The organism is Pseudoxanthomonas sp. LARHCG66, from assembly GCF_052871755.1.
Map to the genome: position 1 here is coordinate 98,236 of NZ_JBIXJW010000004.1, position 20,755 is coordinate 118,990.

The following is a 20,755-nucleotide window of genomic DNA, read 5'->3' on the forward strand; positions in this document are numbered from 1 at the left end:
CGATGCTCGCGCGCCTGTCGGCCGACGTCCGCCAGTACCTGCTGATCACCGGCAACTACTGGGCTTTCACCCTGACCGATGGCGCGCTGCGCATGCTGGTGGTGCTGCACTTCCATCAGCTGGGCTACAGCCCGCTGCAGATCGCGATGTTGTTCCTGTTCTACGAGATCTTCGGTGTCATCACCAACCTGGTCGGCGGATGGCTGGGGGCCAGGATCGGGCTCAACCGGACGATGAACATCGGGCTGGCGATGCAGGTCATTGCGCTGTCGATGCTGCTGGTGCCAGCGGTCTGGCTGACGGTGCCGTGGGTCATGGCGGCGCAGGCACTGTCCGGCATCGCCAAGGACCTCAACAAGATGAGCGCCAAGAGCAGCATCAAGCTGCTGGTGCCGGGCGACCGGCAAGGCACGCTGTATCGCTGGGTCGCCGCATTGACCGGCTCGAAGAATGCATTGAAGGGAATCGGGTTCTTCCTGGGTGGCGCGCTGCTTGCCACCGTGGGCTTCGCGCCAGCGGTGGCGATGATGGCCGGCGCACTACTGCTTGTGTGGCTGCTGAGCCTGCTGCTGCTCAAGCGCGACCTGGGTAAGGCCAAGGCCAAGCCGAAATTCCGCGACATCTTCTCGAAGAGTCGCGCCATCAACCTGTTGTCGGCCGCGCGGATGTTCCTGTTCGGTGCGCGCGATGTCTGGTTCGTGGTCGCGTTGCCGGTGTTCCTGGCTTCCACGCTGGGCTGGGATTTCTGGCAGGTGGGCGGATTCCTCGCTGCTTGGATCATCGGCTATGGACTGGTGCAGTCGTTCGCACCGCACATTACCGGGCGCGGCACGGGTCGCTTGCCGGATGGGCGCTCGGCCAGCGCATGGGCCGTGCTGCTCGCCATGGTGCCGGCAACGATGGCAGTGCTGCTGGTCTACGGCGTGCCTGCGGCGTGGGTGCTGATCGTCGGGCTGACGGTCTTCGGCGTACTGTTCGCGCTGAATTCGGCGCTGCACAGCTACCTGATCGTGAGCTACGCCAGCGAAGATGGTGTGTCACTGGATGTCGGCTTCTACTACATGGCCAACGCCATGGGACGCCTGATGGGCACGGTGCTGTCGGGCTGGGTCTTCCAGCGCTGGGGACTGGCCGCGTGCCTGGCGATCTCCGCCGCGCTGATCGCGCTGGCAGCGGCGGTGTCGGTGGCGCTTCCCCGATCGGCGGTGCAAGCAAGGGGCTGAGCAGCGAGACGCTTCCGGCCGCCGCATCGGATTCAAGGCATCATCGCGCTTGCACGCAAAACGATACCCCGGGAAACACCATGACCTCGATACGCCCTTCCCGCGCCGACGACATCGCCGCCATCACCACACTGCTGGAAACGCACGCCTTGCCGACGGCCGACCTTTCCGCCTCGCAGGTGGCCTTCTGGGTGGAGGAAGAGGGTGGCCGTATCGCGGCCGTGATCGGCCTGGAGCAACATGGCGTCACCGGCTTGCTGCGCTCGCTGGCGGTGTCGCCCCTGCACCAGGGCAAAGGCCATGGCCAGCGGCTCGTGCAGTCCCTGGAAGCCGAGGCGCGCACGCGCGGCATCACAGGGATCGTGTTGCTGACGCAGACAGCGGATGCCTTTTTCGCGCGCCTGGGCTACGCCGTGGTCGCGCGCGACGCCGTGCCCGATGCCGTGCGCGACAGCGCGGAATTCCGGTCGCTGTGTCCCGCCAGCGCCATCTGCATGCTCAAGCCGCTGTAGTCATCGCGGAACGGCCTGGTGTCCGGGTGCAGGATGGGCTAGTACGCGAACTCGCGGAACACGCGATCGATGTCGCCGTTCCACTCGCCATGGAACAACGCCAGTTTGCGTTCGGCGGGCGTTTCGTCGGCCTCGACGATCTCCACCAGCGCATCGAGGAAGCCGGCCTCGTCCACGCCCTTGCTGTTGAGGCGTGCGCGACGCTTCAAACCGCCGATGGCGATCTTCACTGCTTCGCTGGCCAGGTCGCGCACGGTGCCGCCGCGGAACGGCAGCTTCAATGCATGCTTCGGCACGCCGTCGCGCAGTACATGACGCTCTTCCAGGGTGAAGTCCTTCACCAGGTCCCACGCCGCATCGAGTGCGGCATCGTCGTACAGCAGGCCCACCCAGAACGCCGGTAGCGCGCAGATGCGGTTCCAGGGACCGCTGTCGGCGCCACGCATTTCCAGGAACTTCTTCATCCGCACTTCCGGGAACGCGGTGGTCATGTGGTCGGACCAGTCGCGCAGCGTGGGCAGCGCGCCCGGCAGTACCGGCAGCTTGCCCTGCAGGAAGTCGCGGAAGCTCTGCCCGCTGGCGTCGTGATAGATGCCATCGCGGTAGCTGAAGTACATCGGCACATCGAGCAGGTAGTCGACGTAGCGCTCGTAGCCGAAGCCCTCCTCGAACACGAAGTCGAGCATACCGGTGCGGTCGCCGTCGGTATCGGTCCAGATGTGCGAGCGGTAACTCTGGTAGCCGTTCGGCTTGCCTTCGGTGAACGGCGAATCCGCGAACAGCGCCGTCGCCACCGGCTGCAGCGCCAGCGACACGCGGAACTTCTTGATCATGTCCGCTTCGGTGGCGTAATCCAGGTTGACCTGCACGGTGCAGGTGCGCGTCATCATGTCCAGGCCCAGCTGGCCGACCTTGGGCATGTACGACTTCATGATCTGGTAGCGGCCCTTGGGCATCCACGGCATCTCATCGCGGCGCCACTTGGGCTGGAACCCCATGCCGAGGAAGCCGAGCTGGAGTTCATCGGCGACCTGCTTCACCTCCTTGAGGTGCGTGCCCACTTCCACGCAGGTCTGGTGGATGGTTTCGACTGCCGCGCCGGACAGTTCCAGCTGGCCGGCCGGCTCGAGCGTGACCGACGCGCCGTCCTTCGTCAGGGCGATGACGCGACCCTTCTCTTCGATCGCTTCCCAGCCGAAACGCGTCAGACCCTTCAGCAGGGCCTCGATGCCGCGCTCGCCATCGAAGGTCGGCGGACGCAGGTCGTCCAGGCGGAAGCCGAACTTTTCGTGCTCGGTGCCGATGCGCCAATCCGGCGCGGGCTTCTCACCCGAGGCGATGTATTCGACCAACTGCGCGCGATCGGTGATCAGCGTGTCGGCAACGTGACTGGGGCTGGACAAGGGCAGGCTCGCGCGAAGGGAGAGGCCACGACGTGGAGACGAAGCCCCGCGGTCGCAAGGCCGGCACTATAACGTGACCGGGTGCACGCCAGCATTGCCATCCAGGCGCCGCAGCATCCCATCCTTGGTGCACATCGACGCGTGTCCGGACGTGGACTACGCTGCGTCCATGCCCTCGCATCCCCGCTCGCCCCAGGCCCGCCATCGCGAACGTCATCGCACCGATCGCGTGGGCTGGTTGCGCGCCTCTGTGCTGGGCATCAACGACGGCATCGTGTCGGTCGCCGGCCTGGTGGTAGGCGTGGCCGCGAGTGGCGCAGCGCCTTCGACGATCCTGCTGACCGGCGTGGCCGGCACGGTGGCGGGCGCCATGTCGATGGCTGCAGGCGAATACGTCTCCGTGCAGTCGCAGGCCGATACCGAGGCAGCCGATCTCGCGGTGGAGACACGCGAGCTGCGGGATACGCCGGAGAGCGAGTTGCTGGAGCTGGCCCAGATCTACGTGCAGCGCGGCCTGTCGCCCGCGCTTGCGCGCCAGGTGGCGGAACAGCTGACCGCGCACGATGCGCTGGAAGCCCATGCACGCGACGAGCTGGGCATCACCGAGGCCCTGCGTGCCCGTCCGGTGCAGGCGGCGCTCGCGTCGGCGGGTGCGTTCACGGTGGGCGCACTGCTGCCCATCGCGACCACGCTGTTGGCGCCCGCCGGCCAGGTCGGCATGGTGACGACCGTGGCGACCTTGGTGGGGCTGGTGCTGTCGGGGGCGCTGGCGGCCCGGGTCGGCGGCGCACCGATCCTGCGCGGCGCGCTGCGGGTCGGCTTCTGGGGTGCCATGGCGATGGGCGCTGCGGCGCTGGTGGGCCGCCTGTTCCACGTCGCCGTGTGATCCCTAAAGCGCCAGCCAGTTCCCCACGATCATCCGTGCCTCGTCCACGCCCTGCTTGGACTCGGCCGAAAAGGTCTGCACGCTGACGGTGTCGCCGAAGGCGGAGAACAGCTCCTTCTTCACCGCCTGCAGTGCGTTGCCCTGCTGGCCACGGCCCAGCTTGTCGGCCTTGGTCAGCAACGCATGGGCCGGCAGCCCGCGCTGGACGGCGTACCCCAGCATCTGGCGGTCGTAGTCCTTCAGCGGATGGCGGATGTCCATCACCACCACCAACCCCTTGAGCGCTTCGCGGGTGCGGAAGTAGCGGTCGATGAAGGCCTGCCAGTGCGCCTGGAGATCCTGCGGCACCTTGGCGTAGCCGTAGCCGGGAAGATCCACCAGATAGCGTTCCGGCTGGACCTGGAAGAACACCAGCTGCTGGGTGCGGCCGGGGGTCTTGGATACCCGCGCCAGGCGGTTGTGGTTGACCAGCGCATTGAGGGCACTGGACTTGCCGGCATTGGAGCGGCCGGCGAAGGCCACCTCGAATCCACCATCTTCCGGCAGCTGGCGCGGGGTGTGGGCGGAAAGCAGGTAGGTGGCGGAATTCAGGGGGTTCGACATGGCACTAGCATGGCATGTGCCGGCCCCGGGGACATGCCGGAAGCCTGTTGAATTGACCGGACAGCCCCGGCGCAGGGATAATTCAACGGTTTCGCGGCTGCATTCTGCGCCGCGTATCGTCTAGGGTTTCGGAGCTTTAGCATGCGCCACGCTCGCGTTATGGGACTTGCCGGACTGGCCGTATTGGCCGTGGGCGCAGTCGCTTTTGCACAGACCACCGTGGTTCCGGTGCCGGACAATGCACCGGTCGAGACCGCGCCGCTGGACATCAACCTCGCCAAGACCACCTGGGGTGATGCCAAGGCCGGCCAGACCAAGGCGGCCGCCTGTGCGGCCTGCCACGGCGCCGACGGCAACCCCAGCGATCCGCAGTACCCGCGCATCGCCGGCCAGAGCGAGCGCTATATCGCGCACCAGCTCGCGCTGTTCGCCTCGGGCGAGCGCAACACCGGCATGGCGGCCGTGATGGCCCCGTTCGCCCAGACCCTCAATGCGCAGGACATGCGCGACGTCGGTGCGTACTTCGCCACCCAGAAGTCGGGTGCCGGCCTGGCCGACGACAGCATCGTCGCCGAGGGCCCCTACAAGGACATGAAGTTCTACGAAGTGGGCCAGCAGCTGTACCGCAACGGCGACGCCGCGCGCGGCGTGCCGGCCTGCATGGCGTGCCATGGCCCCACCGGCGCCGGCAACCCCGGCCCGGCCTACCCGCACATCGGCGGGCAGATGCAGGACTACACCGTGCGTCGCCTGCAGGAATACAAGGCCGGCACCACCACGCTGAAGGACCCGGCCCTGCACAACATCATGGCGCAGGTCGCCGCGCCGCTGACCGAGCAGGAAATCCAGGCGCTGGCCAGCTACCTGCAGGGCCTGCATGCCCGCGCCGACGACGTGGCCGCCGCCAAGTAATCCCGCACCCGGCCGCGTCGCGCGGCCGAAAGTGCAAGCTCCTGTTCATCGCGCCGGCCCCACCATGGCCGGCGTTTCTTTTTCCGCGACGCCCCGGAGCGGGACGTCCCGTTCCAGTCTGGAGAATCCCGATGGCCTCGCGTCTGCTGCCCGTGCTGATCACCCTGCTTGCCTTGCTGCCGGTCGCCACCCTTGCCGCACCGCCCGCATCGCCCCCGCTGGTCGAGGGGCAGGACTATGAAGTGATTCCGGACGGCAAGCCGTTCGCGCCCGCCAAGGGCAAGATCGAGGTCGTGGAGGTGTTCGGCTACACCTGCATCCACTGCGCGCACCTGGAACCCACGCTCGCCGCCTGGAAGAAGAAGCTGCCGCGCGACGTGCAGCTGACGCCGGTCCCGGCGGCATTCGGCGGCTACTGGATTCCCTATGCACGCGCCTTCTACGCCGCGCAGCAGCTGGGCGTGCAGGAGCGCACCCACCAGGCGGTGTTCGACGCCCTGCACAAGACCGGCAACCTGCCCATCCAGAATGCATCCGCCGAGGAAATCGCCGGGTTCTATGCCAGCCAGGGCGTGGACCGCGCGAAGTTCCTGGCCGCCCTGCGCGGCCCGGAGGTCGATGCACAGCTGGCCAGGGCGCGCGACTGGGTCACCGCCGCCGGCGTGGAAGGCACGCCGACGATCATCGTCAACGGCAAGTACCGCGTCACCGGCGGCGGCAACTACAGCGACAGGCTGAAGATCGCGGACCGGCTCGTCGCCCGCGAACGCGGCCGCAAGTGACGATCCCGTCATGGCGGCCATTGCGGGCGCCATGCAGAATGTGATGTCCCCGGCCCGGCCGGCACCTTTTTCCTCTGAACCATTGGAGCTCGCGCGATGAAATCCCGTCACGTCCTGATGCTGTCCCTGCTGCTGCCCGTGCTGGCGGCCTGTGGTCCGAAGCCGGCCACCGACACCACGCCTGCCGCCGAAGCGCCCGCCGCACCGGCGACCACGACCGATGCCACCACCGCGCCCGCCGCCGACGCGCCGGCAGCTTCCGCCGAAGCCGCGACCGCAGCGCCGGCCGACGGTGCCGACAGCACGGCAACCGCCAACACCAACCCGGTCCTGCCGCCGCAGGGTCCGCCGCCGGTCGCCGGCACGGACTACGTCGAGATCCCCAATGGCCAGCCGTACGCGCCGCTCAACGGCCAGATCGAAGTCGTCGAGGTATTCGGCTATGTCTGCCCGGCCTGCGCCCGCTTCGCCCCCGAAGTCTCGGCCTGGAAGAAGAAACAGCCTGCCGACGTGCGCGTGACCTACGTGCCGGTGGTCTTCGGTCCCGTGTGGGCGCCCTACGGCAAGGCGTTCTACGCGGCCCAGGCCAAGGGCCTGGTCGACAAGACCCATGACGCGGTGTTCAGCGCCATCCACCTGCAGCGCTCGCTGCCGGGCGAAGGCAAGCCGCCGGCGGATCCGGCGCAGATCGCGCAGTGGTATGCCCAGTACGGCGTGGACGCGAAGGAGTTCGTGTCGCTGATGAACAGTTTCGGCACCAACTCGCAGGTCGCCCGCGGCATGCAGTTCGCCAAGAACGCCGGAGCGGAAAGCACCCCCACCATCATCGTCAACGGCAAGTACCGCGTCACCGGCGGCCAGACCTACGCCGACGTGCTGCGCATCGCCGACCACCTGGTCGCGATGGAACGCGCACGCCGCTGAACGCCACGGAAGCCCCCACTTCCATGATCGACTCTCCGGCCACGCGGCGGCTGCGGCTGCTCAGCGCCAACATCCAGGCCGGCTCCAGCACCCGCCGCTACAGCGACTATGTGACCCGCAGCTGGTCGCATGCGCTGCCGGCGGGCAACAAGCGCGGCAGCCTGGACCTGATCGCGCAGCTGGCCGGGGAGCACGACATCGTCGGCCTGCAGGAGGCCGATCCCGGCAGCCTGCGTTCGGGCTTCACCAACCAGACGCATTACCTGGCCGAGCGCGCGGGCTTCGATTACTGGACGCACCAGCCCAACCGCAATGTCGCGCGGGTCGCCGGCAGTGCCAACGGCCTGCTCAGCAAACTTGAACCGGTGGAGGTCACCGACCACAGCCTGCCCGGCCGCATCAGCGGTCGCGGCGTGCTGATGGCGCGCTTCGGCGAGGGTGACGAAGGGCTCACGGTCGCCGTGGCGCACCTGTCGCTGGGCGCCAACTCGCGCCGCTCGCAACTGGCCTTCATCGGCGAACTGCTGTCGGATCATCCGCATGCGGTGCTGATGGGCGACTTCAACTGCGTGCCCGACACGCCGGAAATGCAACTGCTCTACAAGCGCACCCGTCTGCGTCCTCCGGCATTCTGCGTGCCCACGTTCCCCAGTTGGCGCCCGCAGCGCGCCATCGACCACATCCTGGTCAGCGAAGGCCTGCGCACCGACAACGCACGCGCCATGCCCGCCGCGAATTCGGACCATCTTGCGCTGGCGATGGACATCGACGTGCCGGACATCGCGTTGCGCTGACACCTCGCCGTATGCCAGGGCCAAGGATCGCGGCGCCGTCACGGCACGCCACATGAAGAAGCCGGCAGACGCCGGCTTCTTCGTACTGCAGGCAATGCGATGTCTCAGAACCGCAGGTTCGCACGCACGTAGAAGAAACGACCGCCGGGAATGTCGTAGGTCGAGGCTTCGTAGCCGTTGAGCGAGCACGATGTGCACACCGGCGGATCCTCGTCGAACACGTTGTTGACGCCACCGGTCAGCTGCAGCCCCTTGAACCATTCGAACTCATAGCCCAGTTGCAGGTCGTGGTAAGTCGTGGCGGCCAGCGTATTGCGGGTCGGCGTGTCGCAGAATTCGGACGGATCCGCCGCCAGGCAGGCCTCCTCCATCTCGGACAGGTGACGGATACTCCACGCGGCATTCCAGTTGCCCAGCTTCCAGTCCAGCGTCGCGGTCGAGGTCCACTCGGGGATCGCGGTGTCGTTGACGACGATGCCCGGGGCCTGCGGCTGCAACTGGCCACCCGCACCGCGGGCTTCGTAACGGGTCACGATGGTGTTCTGCCAACTCAACTTGAAGCGGCCGATCGAGCTCTCCGGCAGCGTCCAGAACACGTCCGCATCCCAGCCATCCGTCTTGATCGAGCCGAGATTGATCAGGAAGTTGGCGAAGGTATCGATCTCGCCCGATGCCAGGCGGTTGATGCCGGTGCAGTACTGCGGATCCTGCGTGGTCGCACACAGATCCAGCTGTGTCTGCGCGTCGATGGCCTGGATGGCGCCTTCCAGGTTGTGCCGGTAGTACGTCACTTCAAAGTCCAGCTTGTCCGACCATGCCACGTCTTCCGCGAACGAAGGACTGAACACCAGTCCGGCACTGAAGCTGCGCGCGGTTTCCGGCTGCAGTTCCGGGTTGCCGCCGGTCAGCACCGGTATCTGCGGATCATTCTGCCGTGCGCCCACCGGCACGCCGGGGCATGCGACCGGCGCGACGGACCCGGCCGGTGCGCTTGGCGGTACCAGGCAAGGATCGACCAGCAAGGCATCGAAGCGGCTCTGCGAGCCGTACAGTTCACCGATCGACGGTGCGCGGAAGCCTTCCGCATACGTCGCGCGCAGCACCAGGTCCTCGGCCACCTGCCAGCGCAGGCCATACTTCGGCGTGAACTCGCCACCGAAGGTCGAGTAGTCCGAATAGCGGCCAGCCAGGCTCAGGTCGAGCTTGCCCGCGCCATCCTGTTGCGCGTACAGCGGCACGTTCAATTCCACGTACGCTTCATTGACGTCGTACTCGCCGGATGTCGGCAGCGACGGCACGCCGTTGTACTCGCCGGCCACCGTCTGCGGATCCGGGTTGTAGCTGCCTTCGTACTTGCGGTACTCGACGCCTGCTGCGAACTCCACGTCACCCGCCCACGCCGGGAACAGCGCGCCGCTCAGATTGGCGGTGACCTGGGTCAGCTTCTGTTCGCTGCGGTCGCGGAACAGAGGGCTGATGTAGGCAAGCATCGCGGGCGTGATGGTGTCGAAGCCGAAGATATCCAGCGGCGTGCACCCGTTCGTGGCCGCGCAGACCGCAGGATCGCCCAAGGCCGTGGCGATGTTGCGCGCGTTGTAGCTGCCGCGGTTGGTCTGGTCCGCTTCGTTCTTGCTGAAGGCCGCGTTGACGTCCCAGAAGAACTGTCGCTCGCCACCGAAGGAACCTTCGAGCCCGGCCGCGATGTACTGCGTATCGACCTCCTGCTCGAAAATGCGGGGACCGCCTTCCAGGGGGCGGCGGCGGATGGTGCCGATGTTGCCGCCGGGCCCACCCACCAGATCGAAGCCGAACGGGTTGTAGGGATGGTTGGCCGGTATGACCAGGTCGGCCGTGTAGCTGGTGCCCGCGCCGGGCCCGAGGTCGATTGGCTCCGGCGCGGCCTGGTTGGTGGATTCGCGGCGGTTGTACAGCGCCTTCGCATAGAAGTTCAGCTGCTCGGTGATGGAGAAGCGATACTGGCCGAACACGCCCATGCGCTTGGAAGGGGTGATGAGCAGGTTGTACGGCGCATAGTTGAAGGCATCGCGCCCGAAGTCGAAGCATTGGAATCCGTCCGTGCGCGCAACACCCGAATCGCAGTCCGGCAGGTTGGGCGTGTAGACCGGGTTGGTCTGTCCGGGCTTCACCGACAGGTCGTATTCGTTGCCGTTCGGATCCGTGAAGGCGTAGCGGCCACCGAGGATGCGCGAACTGCCGCCCTGGATCGGGATCGAAGAGATGTAGCGGTCCGCCGAGCTGACTTCCTTCTGTTCGGTGTAGCTCAGGCTCAGGAACAGGTTGCTGCGCTCGGTATCGAAGCCCCACGCGAAGTCGGCACCGGTGATCTCGCCGTCACCCTTGTCGTACTGGCCGTAGTTGAGCGTGACCTGCCCGCCATCGAAGTTGCGACGGGTGATGATGTTGACCACGCCGGCGATGGCATCGGAACCGTACAGCGACGACGCGCCGTCTTCGAGCACTTCGATGCGCTCCACCAGCGCCAGTGGAATGGTGTTGAGATCGACCGCCGCGGAAACACCGGAAGCGGAAGACTCGTTGACCCAGCGCATCCCGTCCACCAGCACCAGCACGCGCTTCGGGCCCAGATTGCGCAGGTCCACCTGTGCCGAGCCGGCGCCCACGCCATCGCCATTGGGCGAGAAGCCGAAGTTGCCGGAGGAATTGAACTTGGTGTTGAGGGCAGAACCGGAACCGGTGAGTTCCTGCAGGATGTCGCCGATGGAGGTCAGGCCGGAGCGCTCGATGTCTTCGCGTGACAGCGTCTGCACCGGTACGCGGCCCTCCATCTCGGCACGCTTGATGCGGCTGCCGGTCACAGTGATCGTGTCCAGCGTGGTGGCCTCCTGGGCCAGGACGGTGGCAGGCAACGCGAGAAGCACTGCGAGTTGTATGGCCGAAGCCAGTTTGTGGCGGCGTGCGTTCATGGATTCTCTCTCCGGAAGGGATTGGGCCGCACGGCCGATGCCTAAAGCGGCTTGCCCATCGTTGTAAAGAATCGGTAAAACACCCACAACGGAAACAAGTCACCGTTTTGAAAAAGGTAACGGTGATTATCTGGACATAAACAGGTTTACCGCGAGTTTCTACACACAGCCGTCACGATGGTTAACAAGTAAATGTGTGTAGCGCGCGCTGCGATCAGCCACTGGCGATGATCGCGATGCCCATCACCACCATGAAGACGGCGAACACACGCTTCAGCGCCTTGCCGCCAATGCGGTGCGCCAGTCGCGTGCCGTAGGGTGCGGCAAGGACGGAGGCGACCGCCACGCCGATGGCGGCCGGAAGATAGATGTAACCCACCGCGTGCGCCGGCAACGCCCCCGGCGGTGCGTGCAGCGCATAACCCGCGGCACTTGCGAGCCCGATGGCCACGCCGCAGGCACTGGACGTGCCGACCGCGCGCACCGGCTGCACACCGCGCCACACCAGCAGCGGCACCGTCATGCTGCCGCCCCCGATACCGACCACCGCCGACACTGCACCGATCACGGTGCCCGCCATACTCATGCCGGCACCGCGCGGGGCGGGTACGCCACGACCTTCGGGGTGTGCGTTGCCTCCGAACAGCATCTGCGCACCTGCGATGAAGCAGTAACCGGCCACGATCCAGCGCAGCACGTCGTCATCCAGGTACACCGCCAGACCGCTGCCGACCCAACCACCCAGCAGCAGGCCCGGCACCATCCACGCCACCGTGGGCCACAACACGCTGCCGCGACGATGGTGCGCATACGCGGACGACGTGGCCGTCAGCACGATGCTCGCCAGTGAACTGGCGAGCGCGGCATGCATTGCCGCTTCTTTTGGAATGCCATGCAGCGGGAGTATCCACGCGAGTGCGGCCACCAGCACCAGGCCGCCTCCGATGCCGAGCAGGCCCGCGAGGATGCCGGCCAGCACGCCCAGTACAGGGAAAATCCAAACACCATCCAAGCATCACCTCGTCATCGCCTGTCTACAGGGAGGTTCAGCCGGCTTGGGTATAGTCCCCGGCATGATCCGCATCCCCCCTGTCATCGTACTCGCTGCCCTCGCGGGCCTGTGCATTGCGCCGGTATCGCGCGCGCAATCGCTCGACACCCAACGTCCAGTCGTCCGCGACGCGCTCGCCGCGGCGGAAGCCGGCCGCCTCGATGGCGCCACGTCATCCGCCCTCGTCCGCCACCCGCTGTACGGCTGGGTCGAGTTTGCCTCGCTGCGTCGCCAGATCGATGCAGTATCGACACCGCAGGCGCAGGCCTTCCTGAAACGTCACGAAGGCCAGGCCGTGGCCGAACAATTCCGTTCCCTGTGGCTGGCGGCGCTGGCGCGGCGCCAGGAGTGGCCCACCTTCCTCGCCGCGTGGAAGCCCACTGAAAACCTCTCCCTGCAATGCGCGCACCTGCAGGCACGCCAGGCCACCGGCCGCACCGATGCCGCGTGGACACAGCAGGCGCAGGCGATCTGGCGCAAGGGCGCGAAGTCGCTGCCCGATGGTTGCGAGCCGGTCTTCAACGTGCTCGCGAGCCAGGGTGGACTCACTCCCGCGCTGCGCTGGGAACGCATCGAGGCAGCGGCCGCGGAACGCCAGACCGGCGTGATGCGCTCGGCTGCCCGGGGGCTGCCCGCCGAGGAGGGCGCGCTGGCCGCCGACTACGCCGCCTTCATCGACGCCATCCATCCGCGCGCATTGAACTGGCCCAAGACCGAACGCAGCCGGCGGATGGCCGCGCATGGACTGGCCAGACTGGCCCAGAACGACCCCGACACCGCCGAGCGCCTGTTGCCCCAGTACGCCGATGCGTTGGGGATGGGCGAATCCGAACGCGGACAGGTGCTGTACCAGGTCGCGTTGTGGACGGTCGCCTCCTACGGTCCGGATTCCGCGCGCCGGCTGGGCAACGTGCCCGAGTCCGCCTACGACGAACGCCTGCATGAATGGCGCGTGCGCGAGGCCCTGTCGCGTGGCGATTGGCCGGCCGCGCTGGCGGCATTGAAGAAGATGCCGCCTGCACAGCGCGCGGATTCGCGCTGGCGTTATTTCGAAGCGCGCATGTCCGAGAAGACGGGTGACCGCGCCAGCGCGCAACGCCTGTTCCGGGAAACCGCCGCCAGCCCCACGTTCCATGGCTTCCTGGCGGCCGACCGCCTGGAGCAGCCCTACGCACTGTGCGCCTGGATCCCGAATGACCCCGCCCCCGCAAAGCAGATGGTCGCGCGCGATCCGGCCATCGTCCGCGCGATGGAGCTGTGGCAACTGGAGCGGCCCGGCTGGGCGACCGCCGAGTGGAACGAGGCGCTGTCGCGCTTCGACGATACCCAGCGCCGCATCGCGGTGGAGGTGGCGCGCGACAACGGCTGGTTCGACCGTGCCGTGTTCTCGCTCGGCAGGCAGCCGGACGAGCAGCGCCTGTATACGCTTCGCTTCCCGTTGCACCACGACGACACCATCAAGCGCGAAGCAGCGAAGCACAACATCGATCCGGCCTGGGTCGCGGCCGAGATCCGCGCCGAGAGCATCTTCAACCCGAAGGCGCGCTCCGGTGCCAACGCCATGGGGCTGATGCAGGTACTGCCCGGCACGGGCGCCGGCGTTGCCAAGCGATGGAGCATTCCGTATGCGGGCGCGGCGAGCCTGTACGACGCCGACACCAACATCGCCATCGGCACCGCGTACCTGCGCGAGATGGAAGACAAGTACGGCGTGCCCTATGTCGCCATCGCCGCGTACAACGCCGGACCGGCGCCGACCGCGCGCTGGCAGGCGCAGCGACCGGGCTTCGACCCCGACGTCTGGATCGAAACCATCAGCTACAAGGAAACCCGCGAGTACGTGGCGCGCGTGCTCGCCTTCAGCGTGATCTACGACTGGCGCCTCAACGGTACCGCCCTGCCGGTGACCGACCGCATGATGGGGCGCGTGCAGGCCAAGCGGAAAGCCTTCACCTGCCCGACGGCGCAGATGCCGAAGAGCTGACGGCGGATGCGCTCCTTGCAGGAGCGACGTCAATCGCGACCTCGCCCCTCTGCATCCAGAGGTATGCGGATGCTCCGCTGCGAGTCAGGAGCAGTCGCTCCATCAGGCGTCACATCGTTCCGCTTTTCCGGTCGCGGCTCACGTCGCTCCTGCAGAGGTCGACAGCAGACGGCGGACGCACCAATCCGGCATCATGCCGACATGAAGATCTATCTCGTCGGCGGCGCGGTGCGCGACCGGTTGCTTGGGCTGGCTCCCGGCGACCGCGACTGGGTCGTGGTCGGTGCCACCCAGGCGGCGATGGAAGCGCAGGGATTCAAGGCTGTCGGTCGCGACTTCCCCGTGTTCCTGCACCCCGATACGGGCGAGGAGTACGCGCTCGCGCGCACGGAACGCAAGAGCGGACGGGGCTACCGTGGCTTCGTGGTCGATGCCGATCCCTCCGTGACGCTGGAAGAGGATCTACAGCGGCGCGACTTCACTCTCAATGCCATCGCGCAGGACGCCGACGGAACGCTGATCGACCCGTACGGAGGGGCGCGCGACATCGACGCGCGCGTGCTGCGGCACGTGAGCCAGGCCTTCGTCGAAGATCCCCTGCGCGTGCTGCGCGCGGCGCGGTTCATGGCGCGCTTCGCATCGCTGGGTTTCACCATCGCGCCGGAGACGATGGCGCTGATGCGCGAACTGGTCGCCAGTGGCGAGCTCGACGCGCTGGTGCCGGAGCGGGTGTGGCAGGAACTCAGGCGCGCGCTGGCGTCGACGACGCCTTCTGCCTTCCTGTCCACGCTGCGTGCCTGCGGGGCGCTGGCCGTGGTGCTGCCCGAGGTGGATGCGCTGTACGGCGTTCCGCAGCGCGCGGAGTATCACCCGGAAGTCGACACGGGCGTGCACCAGGAGATGGTCAGCGACATGGCCGCGCGCCTGGCGCCCGGTGATGCGTGCATCGGGTTCGCTGCGCTGGCCCACGACCTCGGCAAGGCGTTGACGCCGGCCGACATGCTGCCGAAGCACATCGGGCACGAGCACGCGGGCGTCAGGCCCGTGCTCGCCCTGTGCGAGCGCCTGAGGGTGCCGGCCGACTACCGCGAGCTGGCGGTGATGGCGTGTCGCGAGCATCTCAACGTGCATCGCCTGGCCGAACTGCGCGATGCCACGGTCGTGGAGCTGCTCACCCGCTGCGATGCCTTCCGCCGTCCCGAGCGCATTCCGTGGCTGGCCACGGTCTGCGAGGCGGACAAACGCGGACGTGGCGACCATGCAGAGGCGGACTATCCGCAGGGCCGGGAACTGCTGCGCCTGCACCAGGCGGCCCGGCAGGTCAGCACCCGCGACGTGGCCTGCGACGGCATGACCGGGCCGCAGATCGGCGACGCCGTACGCGCCGCGCGGGTTGCCGCCGTGCAGCGCGCCCGTCGGATCAGCGGCTGATCCACCCGCATCCCATTTCACACGTGGGCGGGTATTGTCGCGTTCGCGGCACGGGAGCCGCATCACGCCATCCCATCACTCGAGGGTCCGTCATGGAATGCACGCGCACCATTCTGTACCTCTGCCTGGCCGGCGCCGGCCTCTGGGGCTCCGAAGCCCGGGCCGACGATGACTATGTCAACTGCGAAAGCCGCAACGACCGCTACCAGAGTTGCCCGATCTCCACCTCGGCCTACGTCACCCTGGACCGCCAGTTGTCCAGCACCTCGTGCGTCCAGGGCCGCAGTTGGGACTACAACCGCCGCGAGATCTGGGTGGACGACGGCTGCCGCGCGACCTTCCGCGTGCACACGAGTTCGTCCGGCCACCATGACGGCAGCAAGGATGCCAAGGTGGCGGCCGGGGTGCTCATCGGCGCGGCCATCCTCGGTGCCATCGCCGCCAACGCGGACAAGAAGGACAACAAGTACGACGACGACCGTTACCAGGGGCCGCGGCATACGTCGTATGTTCCCGGCTGGATGATCGGCACGTTCGAAGGCTACAACCCGATGTACAACAGCGACGTGACCCTGACCATCGACTCCGATGGCCGCGCAAAAGCCCGTTCCGGTGGCCAGACCGTGAACGGCTGGATCAACGACGGCCGCCTCAACGTCGGCAACACCACGTTCGACATCGACCAGTCCCACGACGGCCTGGTCACCTCGCAGGTCGGTGATCGGCACAACGAGGTGCGCTACCGCCGCGTTCGCTGAACGTCGGAAGCCCGTGGAGGAAGGACGCTTGGCGTCCTTCCCTCATGGTCACGGGACAGGCCGGCAGCTGAGCTTGTTGCCGAAGAAGTCCACGCTGGCTTCGCCCTGGTGTTCCCAGTACTCGATACCGCTGCGGCCGTACTTGGCGCCGCTGGCTGCCGGATGCGGGAACACGATGGCCTGGTCGTTGCCCCAGGTCATCACCGCCGCCGCCGGATCGAGGTCGTTGTAGAAGGTCATCGTGAACGGCTTGCTGTTGTCGTCGCAGCGGTATTCCACCGCCTTCTGCACCACCAGGCCGGGCGCATGGATCGCCAGCTCGACCAGGCGGGTCCTGTAGGACTCCAGCACGCACAGGCGCACATCGTCCGCCTTCCAGCACTCGTCGCGTCCCTTCACCCAGCCGCGCTGCATCGCAGGGTCGGCGTCCTTGGCTTCCGCGTAACGCGTGGCAAGCTGACGGTCGAGCGCGGCCAGTTCGGCGTCGGTGCAGACCAGCTTCTCCGCCTCGCTGGCGGCCTTGGCGCAATCGAACGAGGGCGGTGCCAGCGCGGGAGCGGTCTCCGGCGCTGCCACGTTCGCGGCAGGAGCCGTGGCGGCGGGCGCGGGGGCGGGCGCTGTAGCGGCAGGCGCGGGGGTTTCGGGCGCGCAGGCTGCCAGCAGGAGCAGAGGGAAGCACAACAGGGGCGACTTCATCGGCGGTCTCCGGCACGGGGTGCGGCGCATGCTAGCGCCGATCGCGTGAAGGCGTGCCGTCAGCGCGAGAGGCGCAGCCGGCTGATCGTGCCGCGCCCCGGCGCCGACTGGATCGACAGCGTCCAGCCCAGGTGTTCGCACAGGCGGGCCAGCAGATCCAGTCCGATGCCGCCACCTTCGCGACTGCCGCCGCGCGCCAGCTGTGCGTAGATGCGGCTGATGTCTTCCGGCGTCATGCCGTGCCCGGGATCCTGCAGGGTGACGGTGGCATCGGCGTCGAGGCGGATGTGGATCTCGCCGCGGTCGCTGTTCTCGACGGCGTTGCGCAGCAGGTTGCCGATGGCCGCCTGGACGATGTGCAGTGGCGCGGACACCGTGCATGGCAGCAGTTCGTCGACCACGATGGAAAGATCCTTGCCCGCCAGCAGGTGGCGGTGGTCGTCGATGATGTCCGGCAGCAGTTCATGCAGCATCACCACTTCGTTGCTGCGCGACAACCGTGCCGGGTCCTTGGCGAGCGTCAGCAGCAGGGCGATCAGGCGCTCCACGTCGCGGGCCGTGCGATGGATGCGTTGCACCTGCTGGCGCGCCGGCGCCGGCAGGCCGGGTTGCTCCAGCGCCAGTTCGCTGGCGCCCGCCATGATGGCGATAGGCGTACGCAGCTCGTGGCTGGCGGTATCGATGAAGGTGCGCTCGCGCTCGACGAAGTCATCCTGGCGGCGCAGGTAATCGTTCAGGGCGTTGGTGATGACGTGCAGCTCGGAGCTGGCGCCATTCGCCACGACCACGCGCTGGCCGGCATGATCGGGAGAAAGCGCGCCGATATCGTTCGCCAGGTCGGACAGGGGGCGCAGCGCCGTCCGCACGCCCCGGGCGACCATCACCCCTATGACCACCAGCGCGATGAACGCCAAGCCCAGTGATCCCAGGAGCAGGGCGTCCTCGATGGTCTCGATCCCGGTGATGTCGCGCACGACGAAGTAGTCAACGCCCTGCACACGCTGGACCAGCACCACGTTCTCGCGCCCGCCGAACCAGAAATCATCGTGCACGCCCTGCGGCAGCATCGACAGACCGGGCGGGGGCTGGCGGCCCGGCACCCGGTAGAGCTGTATCGCGCCGGTGTCACGCCATTCGTGGCCCGGATCTGCGGCCTTCTGCTGGACGTAGTGCACGATCTCCTGCTGGAGCAGCGACTTCCAGACCCAGTCCTCGAGGAAGTCATCAGCGAAGACCAGGATGATGATGGCGGCCAGCAATACCGCGTAACCCCCGAGCAGGCGCCTGATTTTCGCATGCAGGCTACGGCGCTTTTCCATCGCGTCCCTCCGAGTGGGTGACCGCCAGACGGTAGCCGGTGCGGGGCAGGGTCTGGATCAGCTTCACCGGGAATGGGCCATCCACGCTGCGGCGCAGTTCGTAGATGTGCGAGCGGAGCATGTCGCCATCCGGCGGGTGGTCGCCCCACAGCGCATGTTCCAGCTGCTGCCGGGTGACGGCAGCAGGGCTGGCCTGCATCAGCGTTTCCAGCAGCTTGCGGCAGGCGGGATACAGATGCAGCACCTGCCCGGCGCGGGTGGCCTCCAGCGTGGCCAGGTCGAGTTTCAGGTCGTGCACTTCGAGCACCTTGCGCCGCTGCCGGCCGTGCATCCGCGCCATCAGCGCCTCGAGCCGCACTTCGAGTTCCGGCAGGTCGAACGGCTTGGTCAGGTAGTCGTCGGCGCCCGCGCGGAAACCGGCGATCTTGTCGGGCAGTTCGTCGCGCGCGGTCAGCATGATGACCGGCACGCTGGAGTCGTGCTCCTCGCGCAGGCGGCGCAGCACTTCCGGGCCCTCCAGGCGCGGCAGCATCCAGTCCAGCACGATGGCGTCGTAGACCTGGGTGCTGGCCAGGTGCAGGCCGGTCACGCCATCGGGCGCCGCGTCCAGGGTGTGGCCGCGCGCCTCGAAGTAATCGAACAGGTTCGCCACCAGGTTCCGGTTGTCTTCGATGACCAGCAGCCGCATCGGCAAGGTCCGCGCCAGCAGGGGAAGGACCGGCAGCATCGCAGGCCGGACGTCGAAGCGCCGTCGGAATTCCGACGAATCTCCTACGCCCCATCATCCACGATCATGCGCCGCGTTGCAGACCGGCATGCCCCCCATGCGCCCGATGCGCCTTCAACACGCCCCCGGCTGGCAGACGCCGCTGCTGCTCGTGCTGATGCTGTGGGCGCTGCTGGCGGGACTGGGCATGCGCGAGCCGATGCCGGCGGACGAACCACGCTTCGTGCTGGCCGCGCGGACGATGGTGGAGACCGGCCAGTGGCTGTTCCCGCACCGCGGTGCGGAACTGTATGCGGAGAAACCTCCGACATTCATGTGGTTGCAGGCCACCAGCTACCTGCTGGTGCGCAACTGGCAGGTGGCGTTCCTGCTGCCGTCGCTGCTGGCCGCGCTGCTGACCCTCGGGTTGTCTGGTGACCTGGCGCGCCGTCTGTGGGGCCGGCACACGGTGCCCTACGCCGTCTTCGGCCTGTTCGTCTGCCTGCAGTTCGCCCTGCAGGCCAAGCGCGCGCAGATCGACATGGTGCTGGTGGCCATGACCACGCTGTCGCTGTGGGCACTGTTGCGCTACCTGCTGGAGAAGCCGAGTCCTTGGTTGCTGGCCCTCGGCACCTTCGCCGCCGGCCTGGGCACGGTGACCAAGGGTGTCGGCTTCCTGCCGCTGCTGGTGTTCCTGCCGTGGCTGTGGGCGCGACGGACGGCATCCCGCGCGCTGCCCGCACCGCGTGGCGTGCACGTGCTTGCAGGCGTGGCGGGATTCCTGCTGGGCGCGGGCACCTGGCTCGTGCCGATGCTCGCGACGGCGCTCTCTTCCCCGGATCCTGCGCTGCAGGCGTATGCGCGCGAGATGCTGTTCAAGCAGACCGGCACGCGCTATGCCAACGCATGGCATCACGTGAAACCCGCGTGGTACTACCTGCAAGCGATGCTGACGCTGTGGCTGCCCGGCGTGCTGCTGGCGCCGTGGCTGCTGCCCGCGTGGTGGCGGCGCGTGCGCCGGCCGGATGCGCGCCACGTCCTGCTGCTGGGTTGGACGGCGCTGGTGCTGGTGTTCTTCAGCGCGAGCCCGGGCAAGCGCGAGGTCTACATCTTCCCGATGCTGCCGGCATTGGCGGTGGCGGCGGCACCGCTGCTCCCGGGCCTGTTGCGACGACGCGCGGTGCGCGCAACGCTGTGGTCGTACATGGCCGTGCTGGCATTGGTCGCAGGGGTGCTGGGCGCGTGGCTGTCGATGGCGCCCCCCGAGCGCCTGCAAGCACTGCTCGACGGCCGCGGCATGGACATGGCGACGGTCGCGCAGCTGAGCCGATGGCTGCTGGGATTTGCAGTCGTGGCACTCGCCGCGATAGTCGCCGCGCGACGACATGTGGCGGTGGCGCTGGTCGCCGTGACGGCCGCACTGTGGACGTCGTATGGCATGGGCTTCATGCCGGCGCTCAGCCCCGACAGTTCGGCCCAGGCGTTGATGCAGCGCGTCGGCGAGCGGATCGGTCCGGATGCCGAACTGGCCATGCTGGGCTGGCGCGAACAGCATCTGCTGCAGGCGGACCGGCCCGTGACCGACTTCGGCTTCAAGCAGCCCTGGGCGGCGCAGTGGCAGCATGCGCACGCGTGGCTGCTGCAAGCACCGGCGAAGCGCTGGCTGTTCCTGCGCAGCGAAGCCATCGGCCCGTGTCTGGATCCGGCGAAGGTGGTCGACATCGGCGCATCCAACCGGCGTGCATGGATCCTTGCACCCGGGGATGCCTGGATCGAAGGCTGCGATGTGCCACCCGACTGGTCGGCGGATGTCAGCGAAGACTGAA

The 20,755-nt window shown here is 67.5% G+C and carries 18 protein-coding genes; 11 read left to right on the forward strand and 7 right to left on the reverse strand.

Annotation, left to right across the window (positions count from 1 at the left end):
• The first annotated feature begins 2 nt into the window (after positions 1-2).
• Entirely contained in the window at positions 3-1,223 is a 1,221-nt protein-coding gene (arsJ, locus tag ACIPRS_RS13220) for an organoarsenical effux MFS transporter ArsJ (RefSeq protein ID WP_446538863.1), read from the forward strand.
• Positions 1,224-1,303: 80 nt separating this feature from the next.
• The gene (gene arsN2 / locus ACIPRS_RS13225) at positions 1,304-1,735 is read left to right on the forward strand and encodes an arsenic resistance N-acetyltransferase ArsN2 (protein ID WP_446538864.1); all 432 of its coding nucleotides are present in this window, start codon (positions 1,304-1,306) and stop codon (positions 1,733-1,735) included.
• 38 nt (positions 1,736-1,773) lie between these two features.
• On the opposite strand, the gene ACIPRS_RS13230 is transcribed toward arsN2, so the two are convergent.
• Positions 1,774-3,138, reverse strand: coding sequence for a glutamate--cysteine ligase (locus tag ACIPRS_RS13230; RefSeq protein ID WP_446538865.1), 1,365 nt, complete (start codon positions 3,136-3,138; stop codon positions 1,774-1,776).
• Positions 3,139-3,307: 169 nt separating this feature from the next.
• Between ACIPRS_RS13230 and ACIPRS_RS13235 the strand changes: the two genes are divergently transcribed.
• Positions 3,308-4,024, forward strand: coding sequence for a VIT1/CCC1 transporter family protein (locus tag ACIPRS_RS13235; RefSeq protein ID WP_337732401.1), 717 nt, complete (start codon positions 3,308-3,310; stop codon positions 4,022-4,024).
• Positions 4,025-4,027: 3 nt separating this feature from the next.
• Here ACIPRS_RS13235 and yihA read toward each other — a convergent pair whose 3' ends face one another.
• Positions 4,028-4,627 (reverse strand): ribosome biogenesis GTP-binding protein YihA/YsxC, encoded by a 600-nt coding sequence (gene yihA / locus ACIPRS_RS13240; RefSeq protein ID WP_337732402.1) that lies wholly within the window; start codon positions 4,625-4,627, stop codon positions 4,028-4,030.
• Between the two features lie 141 nt (positions 4,628-4,768).
• On the opposite strand from yihA, the gene ACIPRS_RS13245 reads away from it, so the two are divergent.
• From ACIPRS_RS13245 to ACIPRS_RS13260, 4 genes are all read left to right on the forward strand, one after another.
• On the forward strand, positions 4,769-5,539 hold the full coding sequence (locus ACIPRS_RS13245; RefSeq protein WP_446538866.1) for a c-type cytochrome: 771 nt from the start codon (positions 4,769-4,771) through the stop codon (positions 5,537-5,539).
• A gap of 131 nt (positions 5,540-5,670) precedes the next feature.
• Positions 5,671-6,321: a thiol:disulfide interchange protein DsbA/DsbL gene (locus tag ACIPRS_RS13250; protein WP_337732404.1), complete on the forward strand. Its 651-nt coding sequence runs from the start codon at positions 5,671-5,673 to the stop codon at positions 6,319-6,321.
• Positions 6,322-6,417: 96 nt separating this feature from the next.
• Positions 6,418-7,245, forward strand: coding sequence for a thiol:disulfide interchange protein DsbA/DsbL (locus tag ACIPRS_RS13255; RefSeq protein WP_446538867.1), 828 nt, complete (start codon positions 6,418-6,420; stop codon positions 7,243-7,245).
• Between the two features lie 23 nt (positions 7,246-7,268).
• Positions 7,269-8,039, forward strand: coding sequence for an endonuclease/exonuclease/phosphatase family protein (locus ACIPRS_RS13260; RefSeq protein WP_337732406.1), 771 nt, complete (start codon positions 7,269-7,271; stop codon positions 8,037-8,039).
• Positions 8,040-8,143: 104 nt separating this feature from the next.
• Here the strand turns inward: ACIPRS_RS13260 and ACIPRS_RS13265 are convergent, their stop codons facing one another.
• Both ACIPRS_RS13265 and ACIPRS_RS13270 read right to left on the reverse strand, forming a co-directional pair.
• The gene (locus ACIPRS_RS13265; RefSeq protein WP_337732407.1) at positions 8,144-10,984 is read right to left on the reverse strand and encodes a TonB-dependent receptor plug domain-containing protein; all 2,841 of its coding nucleotides are present in this window, start codon (positions 10,982-10,984) and stop codon (positions 8,144-8,146) included.
• A 214-nt stretch (positions 10,985-11,198) separates the two neighbouring features.
• A complete protein-coding gene (locus tag ACIPRS_RS13270) occupies positions 11,199-11,996 on the reverse strand; it encodes a sulfite exporter TauE/SafE family protein (RefSeq protein WP_446538868.1) in 798 nt (265 codons plus the stop codon).
• 61 nt (positions 11,997-12,057) lie between these two features.
• Between ACIPRS_RS13270 and ACIPRS_RS13275 the strand changes: the two genes are divergently transcribed.
• The 3 genes from ACIPRS_RS13275 to ACIPRS_RS13285 all read left to right on the forward strand — a co-directional run bounded on the left by ACIPRS_RS13275 (position 12,058) and on the right by ACIPRS_RS13285 (position 16,208).
• A complete protein-coding gene (locus tag ACIPRS_RS13275; protein ID WP_446538869.1) occupies positions 12,058-14,019 on the forward strand; it encodes a transglycosylase SLT domain-containing protein in 1,962 nt (653 codons plus the stop codon).
• A gap of 201 nt (positions 14,020-14,220) precedes the next feature.
• Positions 14,221-15,450, forward strand: coding sequence for a multifunctional CCA addition/repair protein (locus tag ACIPRS_RS13280; RefSeq protein ID WP_446538870.1), 1,230 nt, complete (start codon positions 14,221-14,223; stop codon positions 15,448-15,450).
• Between the two features lie 92 nt (positions 15,451-15,542).
• The gene (locus ACIPRS_RS13285; RefSeq protein ID WP_446538871.1) at positions 15,543-16,208 is read left to right on the forward strand and encodes a DUF3011 domain-containing protein; all 666 of its coding nucleotides are present in this window, start codon (positions 15,543-15,545) and stop codon (positions 16,206-16,208) included.
• 48 nt (positions 16,209-16,256) lie between these two features.
• Here ACIPRS_RS13285 and ACIPRS_RS13290 read toward each other — a convergent pair whose 3' ends face one another.
• The 3 genes from ACIPRS_RS13290 to ACIPRS_RS13300 are packed head-to-tail and all read right to left on the reverse strand — an operon-like array spanning position 16,257 to position 18,911.
• On the reverse strand, positions 16,257-16,904 hold the full coding sequence (locus ACIPRS_RS13290) for an MliC family protein (RefSeq protein ID WP_446538872.1): 648 nt from the start codon (positions 16,902-16,904) through the stop codon (positions 16,257-16,259).
• A gap of 59 nt (positions 16,905-16,963) precedes the next feature.
• Positions 16,964-18,223 carry a sensor histidine kinase gene (locus ACIPRS_RS13295; protein ID WP_446538873.1) on the reverse strand — a complete coding sequence of 420 codons (1,260 nt, stop codon included), beginning with the start codon at positions 18,221-18,223 and terminating at the stop codon, positions 16,964-16,966.
• On the reverse strand, positions 18,207-18,911 hold the full coding sequence (locus tag ACIPRS_RS13300; RefSeq protein WP_446539101.1) for a response regulator transcription factor: 705 nt from the start codon (positions 18,909-18,911) through the stop codon (positions 18,207-18,209). The genes ACIPRS_RS13295 and ACIPRS_RS13300 overlap by 17 nt, the downstream gene beginning before the upstream one ends.
• Positions 18,912-19,038: 127 nt before the next feature.
• On the opposite strand from ACIPRS_RS13300, the gene ACIPRS_RS13305 reads away from it, so the two are divergent.
• Positions 19,039-20,754: an ArnT family glycosyltransferase gene (locus tag ACIPRS_RS13305; protein WP_446538874.1), complete on the forward strand. Its 1,716-nt coding sequence runs from the start codon at positions 19,039-19,041 to the stop codon at positions 20,752-20,754.
• The last annotated feature ends 1 nt before the right edge of the window (position 20,755 follow it).